The sequence below is a fragment of the Streptomyces sp. NRRL F-525 genome, assembly GCF_000716605.1.
GTDB lineage: Bacteria > Actinomycetota > Actinomycetes > Streptomycetales > Streptomycetaceae > Streptomyces.
The window spans coordinates 362,551-376,076 of the sequence record NZ_JNXE01000005.1; the positions used below are offsets into that span (position 1 = coordinate 362,551).

Below are 13,526 nucleotides of genomic sequence, written 5' to 3' on the forward strand. Positions count from 1 at the left end.
GGACGGGTTACTCATCCGTAGAGTAGTGGCGGGCCTACCGATCGGCAGTGCGGCGTACAACACACCTTGGGTGGCTTGCACGACACACACCTAGGGTGGCTTGCATGACGCCGCGAGATGCATCAGACGCGAACAGCAGCCGGTGGTCCGATCTGGAACGGCCTCCCCTCAACCCCGACGCGCTGCGCCGCGGCCTCGTGCGGGCGGGCGGCCTGTGGACCGGCGTGGAGGTCGTGCAGCGCACCGGTTCCACCAACTCCGACCTCGTCGCCCTCGCCGCCGCCGGCAAGGCCGCCGAGGGCACCGTCCTGGTCGCCGAGGAGCAGACCTCCGGGCGCGGACGGCTCGACCGGCAGTGGACGGCACCGGCCCGCTCGGGTCTGTTCTTCTCCGTGCTGCTGGAGCCGGGTGATGTGCCGGTGGCCCGCTGGGGCTGGCTCCCGCTGCTGACCGGGGTCGCCGTCGCAACCGGCCTGTCCCGGGCGGCAGGGGTCGACACGGCACTCAAGTGGCCCAACGACCTCCTGGTGACTGTCGGCGGTGAGGAACGCAAGGCCGGCGGCATCCTCGCCGAGCGCGCGGGCGACGACGCGGTGATCGTCGGCGTCGGCATCAACGTCACCCTGCGCGAGGACGAGCTGCCCGTGCCGCAGGCGGCCTCCCTGGCCCTGGCGGGGGCGGTCACGACCGACCGGGACCCCCTCCTGCGGGCGGTGCTGCGGTCCCTGGAGCACTGGTACGACAAGTGGCGCGCGGCGGGCGGCGACCCGCTGGAGAGCGGCCTCCAGGAGACCTACGCGGCCGGCTGCTCGACGCTCGGCCGGGTCGTCCGGGCCGAACTGCCGGGGGACCGTTCCATCACCGGCGAGGCCGTCGCGATCGACGGCGACGGGCGGCTCGTGCTGGCCACGGAGGACGGCGTGCAGGAGCCCGTGGGGGCGGGCGACATCGTCCACCTGCGCCCCGCGTGACCCCGACCGCTCTTGTGGCGGCTCTTCCCGTGTGACTCACGGAGTGAGCTGGCCCACACCTGCCGTAGCATTGGGCCCGGTCGATACCTGACCGTGGCAGATCGGAAGGGCAGCAGGCGTGACCGTCGACGACACGGGCTCCGGCGCGGACGCGGACGGCCGGGTGGCCCCCGATGCCGCCGAACCCGGCGAGGACCCGCTCGCGCTGCGCCTCGAAGGGCTCATCCTGGGCGCCGAGCGCCGCTACACCCCCTTCCAGGCGGCCCGCACCGCCGGCGTCTCCATGGAGCTGGCCACGCGCTTCTGGCGGGCCATGGGCTTCGCCGACGTGGGCCAGGCCAAGGCGTTCACCGAGGCGGACGTCCTCGCGCTGCGCCGCCTCGCCGGTCTCGTCGAGGCGGGGCTGCTCAGCGAGGCGATGGCGGTGCAGGTGGCCCGCTCCACCGGGCAGACCACCGCGCGGCTGGCCGGCTGGCAGATGGACTCGTTCCTGGAGGGCCTGACCGAGCCCCCGGAACCGGGCATGTCCCGCACCGAGGTGACGTACCCGATCATCGAGCTGCTCCTGCCCGAGCTGGAGGAGTTCCTCGTCTACGTCTGGCGCCGCCAGCTCGCCGCGTCGGCCGGCCGGGTCGTGCAGGCGGGCGACGACGAGGAGATGGTCGACCGGCGGCTCGCGGTGGGCTTCGCCGACCTCGTCGGTTTCACGCGGCTGACCCGGCGCATGGAGGAGGAGGAACTCGGCGAACTGGTCGAGGCCTTCGAGACCACGGCCGCCGACCTGGTGGCGGCTCGCGGTGGCCGTCTCATCAAGACCCTGGGCGACGAGGTCCTGTTCTCCGCCGACGACGCCGGGGTCGCCGCCGAGATCGCCCTGCGCCTCATCGAGACCATGGCCAACGACGAGACGATGCCCGAACTCCGCGTCGGCATCGCCTTCGGCACGGTGACGACCCGTATGGGCGACGTCTTCGGCACGACGGTCAACCTCGCCTCCCGGCTCACGTCGATAGCTCCTCGCGACGCCGTCCTCGTCGACAGCGCCTTCGCCGAGGAACTCATCCGCAGCGGCGAGGCCCCGGCCTCCGAGGCGGAGGCGGCGGAAGCCGCGGCGACGGCCGAGAAGGAGGGCGAGGAGCCCCCGACCTACCGCTTCGCCCTCCAGCCGATGTGGCAACGCCCCGTGCGCGGCCTGGGAGTTGTCGAACCCTGGCTGCTCACGCGCCGGGACTCGTCACCGGCGTAGCCCCAACTCGCCTACGGAACCGAGTGGTTGGCGAGCCCGTCCACGCAGAGCCCGATGATCGGCACGCACAGCCTCGGCCGACTCGGCGCGGGGGCGGGGGAGTCGACGGTCCGGCTGGGGGTCGGCGTCGGCGTGGGCGTCGAGGTCGGCCGGGGAGCCGGTGCCTGGGGCGGCGGGGTGGTGGCCGACGTCGTCTCCGGGATGGTCGTCGGGTCCGCGTCCACGGGTGTCGTCGGCGTCGCGGTCGCGTACGGAGTCGCTACGACCCCGGAGGCCGCCGTGGGGGTGGGAGTGCTGCCGCCCATCACCGAGGTCGCGGAGGGGATCGCGGCCGGGTCGGCGCTGATGGTCGCGGCGGCGTTCGCCGGGCGGTCCGCGCTCCGGCTCGCTTCCGGGCTCGGCTCCGCCTCCGCCGTGCCCAGGCCGCCGACTCCCGACTCGGGCGCCAGCCGTACGAGGCTCAGCACCCCGGCGGCCACGGCGAGCCCGCTGACGGCGAGGAGGACCTTGCGGGGGCGGGGACGGCGGTGCCGTCCGCGCGGGAGCGGCGTCTCTATCTCCGCGGTGTCCTCGGCCCGCTCCGCCTTCGTGGTCGTCGTCACGATCCCTCCCCTGTGGTGTGGCGGACGCACGTTATGCGCTTCTACGGGCGGTGCGGCGGGAGTTGGGCGTGATGTCACCCGAACGGGGAAGCCGCGTGCGATGATCGGGGCGAGGTCAGTTAACCCACGTTAACCAGGAGGCGGGCATGAGCGAGGAGCGGTTCGAGTCGCGGTTCGAGTCGCGGTTCGGGGAGTTCGTGCTGGTGCGGCGGCACGGGTATGTCGCGGAACTGGTCCTGGACCGGCCCAAGGCCATGAACGCGGTCTCCACGGCGATGGCGGTCTCGATCGCCGAGGCCTGCGCGGCGCTGGCGGCGGACCGGGACGTGCGCGTGACCGTGGTGACCTCGTCGCACGAGCGGGCGTTCTGCGTGGGCGCGGACCTGAAGGAGCGCAACTCCCTCACGGACGCGGAACTCGTACGGCAGCGCCCGCTCGCACGCGGCGCGTACACCGGCGTCCTGGAGCTTCCCATGCCGACGATCGCCGCGGTGCACGGCTTCGCCCTCGGTGGCGGCTTCGAACTCGCCCTGTCCTGCGACCTGATCGTGGCGGACGGTACGGCGGTGGTGGGGTTGCCGGAGGTGTCGGTGGGGGTGATTCCGGGGGGCGGCGGTACGCAGCTGCTGCCTCGGCGGGTGGGGGCGGCTCGGGCGGCTGAACTGATCTTCACCGCAAGGAGGTTGGAGGCGCCCGAGGCGTCGGAACTGGGTCTGGTGGACGTCCTGGTGGAGCCGGGTCAGGACCGCGAGGAGGCTCTCGCTCTGGGTGCGCGCATTGCCGCGAATTCTCCTGTCGGCCTGCGCGCGGCCAAGCGGGCCCTGCGGCTGGGGCATGGGTTGGATCTGCGGGCTGGGCTTGAGGTCGAGGATGCGGCTTGGCGGTCGGTGGCGTTTTCGGGGGATCGGGCGGAGGGGGTTGCGGCGTTCAATGAGAAGCGGGCGCCGGAGTGGCCTGGAGAGTAGCGGGGGAGGGGCAGGGGGCTTGCGTGCGTTGCCGGGTGCGGGTGCGTTGTGGCTGGTCGCGCAGTTCCCCGCGCCCCTAAGGGGTTGGGGCTGGCGGTGTTGGTGAGTGGGCCTGTGCTGGTCGCGCTCGCGCGGCGGAGTCGCATATCGATACAGCCCCGCGCCCCTGGGGGGTGGGTGCCGGCCTGTGTTGACGGGTGGGCCTGCATCAGTCGCGCCCACTCACCAACACGCCCAGCCCCAACCCCCTAGGGGCGCGGGGAACTGCGCGACCAGCCCCCACCGGGCCCGCACTCGACAGGCAACCCAAGGTCCATGACACCTGTTCGCCGCATCAATATCCCGCTATGCCCTAAATGTCCCTAGCCTGGAGTGATGGGTGAGGACAGGCGGCTCGCGGCCGTGGTGGAGCTGGCGCAGGGGATGGCGGCGGCACACACCCCTCGTGAGTCCTGGCGGGCGGCGGCAGCCGGGGCATGCCGGGCCCTGGACGGCAGTTTCGCCGCGCTCTCGGTGTGGGAGCGGGAGCTGGGGCGGCTGCGCGTCCTCGTGAACGTGGGGGAGCGGGCCGAGGGCGAGGAGGAGTTCCCGGACGGCGAGACCTACCCGGTGCACCAGTTCCCGGAGATCACCGAGTTCCTGCACGAACGCTGGGCGGGCGGCGGCGAGCCCAACGCCTGGGTCGAGACCGCCGAGGGCCCGGCCGCGGGCAGCCCCGGCTACTGCCACCAACGCGTAGCCGCTCTACGGCGTCGTAGGCGCGGATGCTGTGTCGTCGCCCCGATCGTGCTGCACGGGCGGGCGTGGGGCGAGCTGTATGTGGCCAGGCCCGTCGGTGCGCCGGTCTTCGACCGGGGTGACGCCGACTTCGCCACGGTCCTGGCCTCAGTCGTCGCGGCCGGGATCGCCCAGACCGAGCGGCTGGAGGAGGCGCGACGGCTCGCCTTCACGGACGCGCTCACCGGGCTCGCGAATCGGCGGGCCGTCGACGTACGGCTCGACGAGGCGATCGAGCGGCATCGGCGGGACGGGGTCGTGGTCAGCCTGGTGGTGTGCGACCTCAATGGGCTCAAGCGTGTCAACGACACCCGGGGGCATGCGGTCGGAGACCGGTTGCTTGAGCGCTTCGGGTCGGTGCTGTCGCTGTGCGGGGCGATGATCCCGGGCGCGCTCGCCGCGCGGCTCGGCGGGGACGAGTTCTGTCTGCTCGCGGTCGGGCCGCCCGCCGATGAAGTGGTCGACGCGGCGATCGAACTGTGCCGTCGCGCCGCCGAGTTGGAGCTGGGCGAGGGTGTCGCGTGCGGGGTCGCGTCGACGGAGGATCCGATCGGGGCGGTGCGTTCCGGCCGTCGGCTCTTCCGGCTGGCCGATGCCGCCCAGTACCGCGCGAAGGCCCTCCGCGCCGACAAGCCGGTGGTCGCCGGGCGGGACGGGCCGGACGATCCGGTGGTGCGGCTCGCGGACTCCTCGACACCGGAGATGCCGGCGGAGCGGCGCCGCTTCCGGGGCCGTCGGACGTGACCTACCTGTAAGGGTCTAAGTGGCTACCCGGTAGTGACACCGCCGCATTCAATGCGTACGCTCCTGAATATGGATATGCACACTGTGGTGGTGGGGACGTCCGGGGTCACCGCGTCCGACGTTCTTGCCGTGGCGCGTGGCGGCGCCCGGATCGAGCTTTCCGGTGAGGCCGTCGCGGCGCTCGCCGCGGCGCGGGAGATCGTGGACGCGCTGGCGGCCAAGCCGGAGCCCGTGTACGGGGTGAGCACCGGGTTCGGGGCGCTGGCGTCGCGGCACATCAGCCCGGAACTGCGGGCACAGTTGCAGCGCAACATCGTTCGTTCGCACGCCGCAGGGATGGGGCCGCGGGTGGAGCGGGAGGTCGTGCGCGCGCTGATGTTCCTGCGGCTCAAGACCGTCTGCTCCGGGCACACCGGTGTGCGGCCCGAGGTCGCGCAGACCATGGCGGACGTGCTGAACGCCGGGATCACCCCCGTCGTCCACGAGTACGGCTCCCTCGGCTGCTCCGGCGACCTCGCGCCGCTCTCCCACTGCGCGCTGACGCTCATGGGCGAGGGCGACGCCGAGGGCCCGGACGGAGTTGTACGACCCGCCGGTGAGCTGCTCGCCGAACACGGCATCGCGCCGGTCGAGTTGCGCGAGAAGGAGGGCCTCGCCCTTCTCAACGGCACCGACGGCATGCTCGGCATGCTGGTCATGGCCCTCGCCGACCTCGACATGCTCTACAAGTCCGCCGACGTCACCGCCGCCCTCTCCCTGGAGGCGCTGCTCGGTACCGACAAGGTGCTCGCGCCCGAGCTGCACGCCATCCGCCCGCACCCCGGGCAGGGTGCCAGTGCCGCCAACATGCTTGCCGTGCTTGCCGGTTCGGAGCTGACCGGGCACCACCAGGACGACGCGCCCCGCGTCCAGGACGCGTACTCGGTGCGGTGCGCCCCGCAGGTCGCCGGTGCCGGACGCGACACGATCGCGCACGCACGGCTCGTCGCGGAGCGGGAGTTGGCGTCCGCCGTCGACAACCCCGTTGTGCTGCCCGACGGTCGGGTCGAGTCGAACGGCAACTTCCATGGCGCGCCCGTGGCTTACGTCCTCGACTTCCTCGCCATCGCGATCGCCGACCTCGGTTCGATCGCCGAGCGCCGTACCGACCGGCTGCTCGACAAGAACCGCTCGCACGGGTTGCCGCCGTTCCTCGCGGACGACGCCGGTGTCGACTCCGGGCTGATGATCGCCCAGTACACGCAGGCCGCGCTGGTCAGCGAGATGAAGCGGCTGGCCGTACCCGCCTCCGCCGACTCCATCCCGTCCTCCGCGATGCAGGAGGACCATGTCTCCATGGGCTGGTCGGCCGCGCGCAAGCTCCGCACCGCCGTCGACAACCTCACCCGGATCATCGCCGTCGAGCTGTACGCGGCGACGCGTGCCGTGGAACTGCGCGAGGGGCTGGCCCCGGCGCCGGCGTCCCGTGCGGTCATCGATGCCGTACGGGCGGCGGGAGTTGAGGGACCCGGCCCCGACCGGTTCCTGTCTCCCGACCTCGCCGCGGCCGACGCGTTCGTGCGGGGCGGGCATGTCGTCGAGGCCGTGGAGAAGGTCACCGGGCCGCTGCGGTAGGGCGGTTGGGGCCCGGCCACGGCAAGGGCCGGGCCCCGTACGTCACTTCAGCTTGGCGGCCTGTGCGTCGATCACCGCGGACGGCACGGTGTAGGTCTTGTTCGCGATCAGGGCGCCGATGTTGACCGTGTAGTACGTGACGAGGGTGCTGCCGTGGCGCACCACCTCGGTGTGCACGGTGCCCTTCTGGCCGCCGGTGTCCTCCATGACGCTGCTCGCGCCGAACGCCACCGATTCGTCACCGGTGTCGGACGCCTTCTCGGCGACGACCCCGGTGTACTTCGTGCCGTCCTTGCCCACGGTGAGGGCGAAGCCGCCGGAGCAGCTCTTGATCCCGTCGGAGACGGACTTGAAGGCCTTCTCCGCGCCGTCGCCGTCGTACGAGGACAGTCCGATGAGGGTGACCGGGTGGTCCAGCGAGGCGTTGAACGCGTCCTCCATCTCCTTCTCGGTCATGTCCTCCACGGACTTGGAGGGAGAGGCGGAGGCCTTCTTCGTCTCGGTGGCCGTCTCGTTCGTGGCCGAGGCGGCGTCACCCGGCGCCTGCGCGGACATGGCCCAGGCCAGCGGCTGGCACTGCTGCTTGTCGACGGTGACAGCGGTCTTGGTGGCCGGGACCGACTTGTCGACCGGCGCGACCTCGTAGCCGACGAGATCGGCCTTCGCGAGGATCAGCTTCTTCAACTCTGCGGCGGTGAGCGCCTTGTCGGTGTTCTTCGCCGAACCCTGCGCGGCATTCCGGGTGTTGCTCTCGGCCGTGTCCGAACCGCCGTCGGAGCAACCGGTGATGAGGGCCAGCGACAGTGCGCCCACCGCGACGGTGACGCACAGCCGTATGCCCGATGATCTCTTCATGAGCGGACTATGAAGCTTGGGTCAAAGAAGCGTCAAGCCGGTTAAAAGCCCAGGCGTTCCCGTCGTACCGAATACGCCACGAAACCGGCGCCGAGGCCGAGGAACACCGTGCCGCCGACGATGTACGGCGTGGTGTTCGGGCTGCCGGTGTCGGCGAGTTGGGTGTCGTCGGAGGAGGCGGTGACGGCCGTCGAGGTGACCCGGGCCTGCTGGGTGACCTGCGAGGCAGGTGTCGCCGAAGTCTCCACTCTGGCCTGGTCGGTCACCGTCGCGTTGGCGGAGGGGACGAACCAGAGGGCGCCCAGCAGGGTGCCCGCGGCGGTGGCGGTCAGCATCGTTCGGCGAGCGGTTGACACGGAATATCGATCCCCTTGTGGCGCTGGCGAATTGGCCGTGTGGAGCGATGCTAATGAACTGTGCGGGTCGCGGGAAAGTCACGGGAGCTGTGGGCCGTACGCTCCCGGCATGAGCACCCAAGAGACATCACGTTTTGTACGCCTTCGTGTCGAACTCGTTCTTGAAGTCGAGAACGAGGACGCCGTGACCAAGGCCGCGCTGGCCAAGATCGCCGAGGATCCCGAGCTGCCCGGTGACGAGCGCGGGCACGCCGAGACCGCTGTGACGGAAGACACCGCCGAGGCGCTCGCGTATCTCGTGGACCCGTTCGACCTGGTCAGCGAGATGCCCGGGGTCGAGCTGGCCCAGGCCTCGTGGAGCAGCGAGGAGATCGACTACGACCCGGATTCGCCGGATTGGGACCTCGACGAGGATGATGTCGACGGCGATGAGGAAGCAGACGGGGTGGCAGTGGTCGGCTGAGCCGTGCGCGGGAGCAGGTGACCCCGGGCGGCTGCCGCTGCCCGGGGTTTCGTCGTGGACGTGGTGTGCCCCACATCTGGGCGACAGGCGGAACGGTACGCATCAGTCGTAGCGTTGGTTTCTTAAGAATTTGTTTAACGGGGACTACGTGCGGGGCCAACGGGGTCACTCGGGGTTTTCAGGTTTTTCGGCAACGATGGAGAAGCGTGTGATGACGGACAGTAAGCGGCGCAAGGGTCTTGTGACCGCGTCCGCACTGCTCGGCGGTGTGCTCGTGCTCACGGCGTGTTCCGGCAGCGACGACAAGTCGTCCGGGAGCGATTCGAGCCAGAGCTCGCAGTCCAAGGCCGACGAGGCGGCCGCGAAGAAGTCCTCCGAGGCGCAGATCAAGATCACGCCCGCGGACGGTTCGGACAACGCCTCCATCAACAACTCGGCCACGGTGAAGGTCACCAAGGGCACGCTGACGGCCGTGACGATGACGACCGCGGACGGCAAGGCCGTCGCGGGCACCATCTCCGCCGACAAGCTCAGCTGGAAGCCCAGCGCGCAGCTGGACCGCTCGACCACGTACAAGGTCGCGGCCACCGCGAAGGACTCCGCCGGGCTCGCCGCCCACGAGAACGCCTCCTTCACCACGGTCTCCCCGGCCAACAGCTTCATAGGGAACTTCACGCCCGAGGACGGTTCGACGGTCGGCGTCGGCATGCCGGTGTCGATCAACTTCAACAAGGCGATCACGAACAAGTCCGCCGTCCAGAAGGGCATCACGGTCACCTCCACCAGCGGCCAGGAAGTCGTCTGCCACTGGTTCAACACCCAGCGCATGGACTGCCGCCCCGAGGACTACTGGAAGGAGAACTCCACCGTCACGCTGAAGCTCGCGCTCGACGGCGTCGAGGGCGCCTCCGGGGTCTACGGCGTGCAGCAGAAGACGGTCACCTTCCACATCGGCCGCAACCAGGTCTCGTACGTCGACGCGAAGTCGAAGCAGATGAAGGTGGAGCAGGACGGCAAGGTGATCAAGACGATCCCGATCTCCGCCGGTTCCCCCGAACACACCACGTACAACGGCCAGATGGTGATGTCCGAGAAGTTCACGCAGACGCGTATGAACGGCGCGACGGTCGGTTTCACGGATGACGACGGCAAGGGCGAGTACGACATCAAGGACGTCCCCCACGCCATCCGCCTCACCAGCTCCGGCACGTTCATCCACGGCAACTACTGGGGCTCGCCCTCGGTGTTCGGCTCCGTCAACACCAGCCACGGCTGTGTGGGCCTGCAGGACGTGAAGGGCGCGGGCGACAAGAACATGCCGGCGGCCTGGTTCTACAACAACTCGATGGTCGGCGACGTGGTCGTCATCTCCAACACCGGCGACAAGACGGTGGCCCCGGACAACGGCCTCAACGGCTGGAACATGGACTGGGCGCAGTGGAAGGCGGGGTCGGCGGTCTGAACTGACCCGACCTGACCTGTCGACTCCGGTCAACTTCGGTTTGCTTGAAGGCGGTTGCCCCTGGCGGGGCGGCCGCCTTTTGCGTTGCGGAAGTCAAGTGGTCCATGGGGGCGGAGAGTTGGCAGTAGCATACGGAACGTGACGTACCTCGGGTGCGCCTCCCTTGTTCCGGGCCCCTCTCCTCGGGGCCCGGCCCGAAGCGGGGCGGTTCCGGGTAAAGAAAAAAGGCCGCCTCCCTATGGAAAGGGAGGCGCACCCTATGGGACGTCATGCCAGGCCAAGGCTGACTCTTGTGTGTCGACTCACCCGGTTGCTGCCGGAATCGTGGGCCAAGCACGTGAGGAGGTGGTGGCTCTGGTGGCTCAGCAGGTAGCGGGAGATCCCCCGAAGGACTAGGGACCTCCCACCAAGCTCCTGACCGAGCTTGAGCCCCTGTCGCGGTATCCGGCCGTGGCGGGGGCTCGTTCCTCGTCTACGACGATACCGGCTACGGCGCCCGCAGCAAGCCCGACTGGTCAACAGGGGTCTTCAGCGCGGTGACGAAGGGGGCCCAGGCGGAGGCGGTGAGGATGAGGGCGGGGCGGTACGGGGCCTTTGAGTCGCGGACGGGGATGAGGCCGGGGAGGTTGGCGGCGACCTCTACGCAGTGGTCGTCGTAGTTGCTCCCGAACGAGAGGGCGTCACTCAAGTCGCCCCGGCTGCTTGCCATTTCGGTAGTCCTCCGCTGCTTGCTCGATGAGTCTCAGGGACGCCTCGGGCGGGAGTGCGGCGGCCCTGAGTCGACCGTACGCCTTCGAGTACTGGCTCACGAGTGCCGGATCGTCGATCAACTGGCCGCTGTACATCCCCTCCGTGTACATGATCGGCGGGGCGTCAGCAAAGGCCAGGAACCTGGTGGCGCCCATCATGAACGGGTGCGCCCCTGAGTTCCGCAGAAGGATCTGCGGAATGGATCGGCGGTGCTTACGCGTCACCTCTGCGATATGGGCGAGCTGTTCGGCCATGTCGCCGGGCGGGAGGATCGGATTCGTGAGGATCTCCTCGTGGAGTACGAGCCAGCTCTCGGGTGCCTCCTGATCCTCGAAGAGCCAGGCACGCTTGCGCCGCGCCTCGATCTTCTCCGTCACCGCCTCTTCGGAGTACGTCGGGTGCGATGCCAGGACAACGGCCCTGACGTATGTCGGCAGTTGGAGAGGGCCCGGGATCAGGGACGGGTCCCACTCCTCGACCTCTCTCGCGTGCTCCTCCAACTCCAGGACATCGGCGAAGTACTCGGCGTGGGCATTCTTCCGCGCCGTCCGCACATCCTCACAGTTCCGCTCGAAGAACCCGTCCGTCCCCAACACCCGGTCCGCGTGCTGGGCCAGATCGAGTGGGATCCTCCGCTCGCCGTGCTCGATGTCGCTGAGGTAGGTCTTGCCGTAGTAGATCCCCTTGAGGAATCCCTCCAGGGACAGCCCCGCGGCTTCCCGCTGCCACCTCAATTCCTTGCCGTAGAAGGCCGGAACGCTCATCGACCCGTCAATGTCCTTGCCCCGTGCCACCACTTACTCCCCTCCGCAAATCCGGTCGCGAACGCGAAACCTCTTTTACGGTAGCCAGCTGAACGTCAGCCTGTGAGGGATTCGTTACAGAGCGCACGGAGGCCCCCGTTCATGTCCACCCCCTACGACACAACCCTCTGCGTGGAGGAACTCCGCGACGCCCTTGCCCTGCACGACATCACGCTCCCTTCCCTCGGCGTGGACATCCTGTACGCCGGCCTCGTCGCGCTCGGGAACTGCAACACCGCCACCGCCCGCGAACTCGCCGCCGCGCTACGGAAGGCGGCGGAACGGTGACGTTCGAACTCAGGCTCCTCGCCACCCCCAAGGCCGTACCGGAACTCCGCCACCACCTCCGCCACCACACCTACGACGTCCGCCTCTGCGCAACGGAGTTGGTGACGAACGTGATCGACCACGTCGGCGACGGAACGCCGGTGACCGTCAGAGTCCTGGCCACGGCTGACGGCCGCACGCGCATCGAGGTCACCGACCCGGACCCGAGGGCGTTGCCGTTGCTGCTCCGGGCGACCGCGACGGACGAACACGGCCGGGGGATGGCGCTGCTTGACGCGCTGGCGCGGCGCTGGGGCGTGGAGCAGGGGCCGGATCGCAAGACGGTGTGGTGCGAGCTGGAGGACGATCTCAACAGCCTCACCGCAAAGGGGTGTTGAGGCGATCGGAGCTGAACTCAGCCCAGTTGCCGGGCCACGGCCTCGCGGGCGGCGGGGGAGAGCAGGGCGCCCGCGCGGGTGAGGAGGGAGTGCAGGGCCGGGCCGTAGCGCTCGGCCAGTTCCGTGTTGTGGGCCAGTACGTCCAGTTCGTTGGCGGCCGTGATCTCGAAGAACGCCCGCAACTGGTCGGCGGGTGGGCTGAGTTCGCGGCCGGTGAAGCGGTCCCGGAAGGCGAACTCCGTGGTGCCGTCGACGCGAGGGTAGACAGCGCCGCGGTCGCAACTGGCGTAGAGATAGACGAGCGCCTCCGCCGGTTCAGCGATCAACGCGACGAGCGTGGCCCGCTCGGTCAGGGGCAGCAGCGCCGGTGCGAAGCCGTCCGTTCCGTACGTCGCGTGGCACAGCCCCGCCGTCAGGACGACGGCATCCGCTCCCCACTCCGCCAACAGCCCCTGAACACGCCCCAGATGGGCCAGCAACGTCCCACCCGGATGGGGCATCTCGTCAGCTCCCCGGTCGCGCAGAAACGCGTCGATCGCGGCGCGTCCCTTGCCCGCCAGGTGGTGCTGCTCGGCTGGTGCCATGGCTGGAGGTCCTCTCGCCGGGGTGCCGTCGTCTCCGACCGGGCCGCCTGACAACTCTGGCAGGAGACGCCCGGTCAGCCGACGGACATGCTGCCAAGGCTGTTCTCGCGGTCGGGCCAGACGTCCCCGTGGTCGTCGTGGGTGGGCAGACGCTTGAGGACGGACAGATCCGTTGTGAGGATCGTGGTGAAGGGCTCGGTGAACCGTGAGGTTGCCTCGAACAATGCGGTCAGGTGGCTGGGGAGTACTTCGCGGGCGGCGTTGATGGCGTCGGTGTCGAGGTGGAGGCGGTAGCCCTGGGGGCGGTCCCACGGGCTCGCGTCACGTTCGAAGACGGCGACGTCGATTCCGCTGCCCAGCAGGGCCTGCGCCAGCGTCAGGCCGCCGAGACCGGAGCCGATGATGAGCACTCTGCTGAGTGGTTCGACAAAGGACGCACTGCGGTGGTGGTTCGGTGAGCCTTGTCCACTGCGGGTCGTGCGGAGCAGCACGCCTCCCGCACCGGGCAGAAGCCCGAGGCTCTCGGGGAGGCGTGCGTACTCCTCGGGGTGGGGTCAGCCCACCGCGTTCGCCCGCTCGGCCGCGCTCAGCGACGAGAGGGGTTCGGCGACAGACTTGGCGTGGACCGGGGCCGCGTGGGTGGCCGGGGCCGGGTCGGCGTGGGTGGCC

Annotated in this window: 16 protein-coding genes; 9 read left to right on the forward strand and 7 right to left on the reverse strand. The window is 69.9% G+C overall.

Annotation, left to right across the window (positions count from 1 at the left end; genetic code table 11):
* Positions 1 to 104: 104 nt before the first annotated feature.
* The gene (locus OO69_RS10750; RefSeq protein ID WP_033280235.1) at positions 105 to 971 is read left to right on the forward strand and encodes a biotin--[acetyl-CoA-carboxylase] ligase; all 867 of its coding nucleotides are present in this window, start codon (positions 105 to 107) and stop codon (positions 969 to 971) included.
* 118 nt (positions 972 to 1,089) lie between these two features.
* Complete coding sequence (locus tag OO69_RS10755; RefSeq protein ID WP_033280236.1) at positions 1,090 to 2,217, forward strand: adenylate/guanylate cyclase domain-containing protein; 1,128 nt, start codon at positions 1,090 to 1,092, stop codon at positions 2,215 to 2,217.
* Between the two features lie 11 nt (positions 2,218 to 2,228).
* Here OO69_RS10755 and OO69_RS10760 read toward each other — a convergent pair whose 3' ends face one another.
* On the reverse strand, positions 2,229 to 2,819 hold the full coding sequence (locus tag OO69_RS10760; protein WP_234444396.1) for a hypothetical protein: 591 nt from the start codon (positions 2,817 to 2,819) through the stop codon (positions 2,229 to 2,231).
* A 146-nt stretch (positions 2,820 to 2,965) separates the two neighbouring features.
* On the opposite strand from OO69_RS10760, the gene OO69_RS10765 reads away from it, so the two are divergent.
* From OO69_RS10765 to hutH, 3 genes are all read left to right on the forward strand, one after another.
* Positions 2,966 to 3,784, forward strand: a complete 819-nt coding sequence (locus OO69_RS10765) for an enoyl-CoA hydratase/isomerase family protein (RefSeq protein ID WP_033280237.1) — start codon at positions 2,966 to 2,968, stop codon at positions 3,782 to 3,784.
* Positions 3,785 to 4,159: 375 nt separating this feature from the next.
* Entirely contained in the window at positions 4,160 to 5,305 is a 1,146-nt protein-coding gene (locus OO69_RS10770; RefSeq protein WP_033280238.1) for a sensor domain-containing diguanylate cyclase, read from the forward strand.
* A 75-nt stretch (positions 5,306 to 5,380) separates the two neighbouring features.
* Positions 5,381 to 6,919 (forward strand): histidine ammonia-lyase, encoded by a 1,539-nt coding sequence (gene hutH / locus OO69_RS10775; protein ID WP_033280239.1) that lies wholly within the window; start codon positions 5,381 to 5,383, stop codon positions 6,917 to 6,919.
* A gap of 42 nt (positions 6,920 to 6,961) precedes the next feature.
* On the opposite strand, the gene OO69_RS10780 is transcribed toward hutH, so the two are convergent.
* Positions 6,962 to 7,774, reverse strand: a complete 813-nt coding sequence (locus OO69_RS10780; protein ID WP_078652372.1) for a hypothetical protein — start codon at positions 7,772 to 7,774, stop codon at positions 6,962 to 6,964.
* A gap of 41 nt (positions 7,775 to 7,815) precedes the next feature.
* Positions 7,816 to 8,109 carry an LAETG motif-containing sortase-dependent surface protein gene (locus tag OO69_RS10785; RefSeq protein WP_033280240.1) on the reverse strand — a complete coding sequence of 98 codons (294 nt, stop codon included), beginning with the start codon at positions 8,107 to 8,109 and terminating at the stop codon, positions 7,816 to 7,818.
* A gap of 130 nt (positions 8,110 to 8,239) precedes the next feature.
* Between OO69_RS10785 and OO69_RS10790 the strand changes: the two genes are divergently transcribed.
* Positions 8,240 to 8,593 (forward strand): hypothetical protein, encoded by a 354-nt coding sequence (locus tag OO69_RS10790; RefSeq protein WP_033280241.1) that lies wholly within the window; start codon positions 8,240 to 8,242, stop codon positions 8,591 to 8,593.
* Between the two features lie 211 nt (positions 8,594 to 8,804).
* Positions 8,805 to 10,055 carry a L,D-transpeptidase gene (locus OO69_RS10795; protein WP_234444397.1) on the forward strand — a complete coding sequence of 417 codons (1,251 nt, stop codon included), beginning with the start codon at positions 8,805 to 8,807 and terminating at the stop codon, positions 10,053 to 10,055.
* Positions 10,056 to 10,542: 487 nt separating this feature from the next.
* Here OO69_RS10795 and OO69_RS10800 read toward each other — a convergent pair whose 3' ends face one another.
* Complete coding sequence (locus OO69_RS10800) at positions 10,543 to 10,764, reverse strand: DUF397 domain-containing protein (RefSeq protein ID WP_033280243.1); 222 nt, start codon at positions 10,762 to 10,764, stop codon at positions 10,543 to 10,545.
* The gene (locus OO69_RS10805; RefSeq protein WP_033280305.1) at positions 10,736 to 11,569 is read right to left on the reverse strand and encodes a helix-turn-helix domain-containing protein; all 834 of its coding nucleotides are present in this window, start codon (positions 11,567 to 11,569) and stop codon (positions 10,736 to 10,738) included. Before OO69_RS10805 ends, OO69_RS10800 begins: the two co-directional genes overlap by 29 nt.
* Before the next feature lie 141 nt (positions 11,570 to 11,710).
* Here OO69_RS10805 and OO69_RS10810 point away from each other — a divergent pair, with 141 nt between their 5' ends.
* Together OO69_RS10810 and OO69_RS10815 are read left to right on the forward strand one after the other, a co-directional pair.
* The gene (locus tag OO69_RS10810; protein ID WP_033280244.1) at positions 11,711 to 11,896 is read left to right on the forward strand and encodes a hypothetical protein; all 186 of its coding nucleotides are present in this window, start codon (positions 11,711 to 11,713) and stop codon (positions 11,894 to 11,896) included.
* The gene (locus OO69_RS10815) at positions 11,893 to 12,273 is read left to right on the forward strand and encodes an ATP-binding protein (protein WP_033280245.1); all 381 of its coding nucleotides are present in this window, start codon (positions 11,893 to 11,895) and stop codon (positions 12,271 to 12,273) included. Before OO69_RS10810 ends, OO69_RS10815 begins: the two co-directional genes overlap by 4 nt.
* 17 nt (positions 12,274 to 12,290) lie before the next feature.
* On the opposite strand, the gene OO69_RS10820 is transcribed toward OO69_RS10815, so the two are convergent.
* Positions 12,291 to 12,857 carry a DUF6817 domain-containing protein gene (locus OO69_RS10820; protein WP_051800904.1) on the reverse strand — a complete coding sequence of 189 codons (567 nt, stop codon included), beginning with the start codon at positions 12,855 to 12,857 and terminating at the stop codon, positions 12,291 to 12,293.
* Between the two features lie 74 nt (positions 12,858 to 12,931).
* Positions 12,932 to 13,267, reverse strand: coding sequence for an FAD-dependent oxidoreductase (locus tag OO69_RS10825; protein WP_033280246.1), 336 nt, complete (start codon positions 13,265 to 13,267; stop codon positions 12,932 to 12,934).
* Between the last annotated feature and the right edge of the window lie 259 nt (positions 13,268 to 13,526).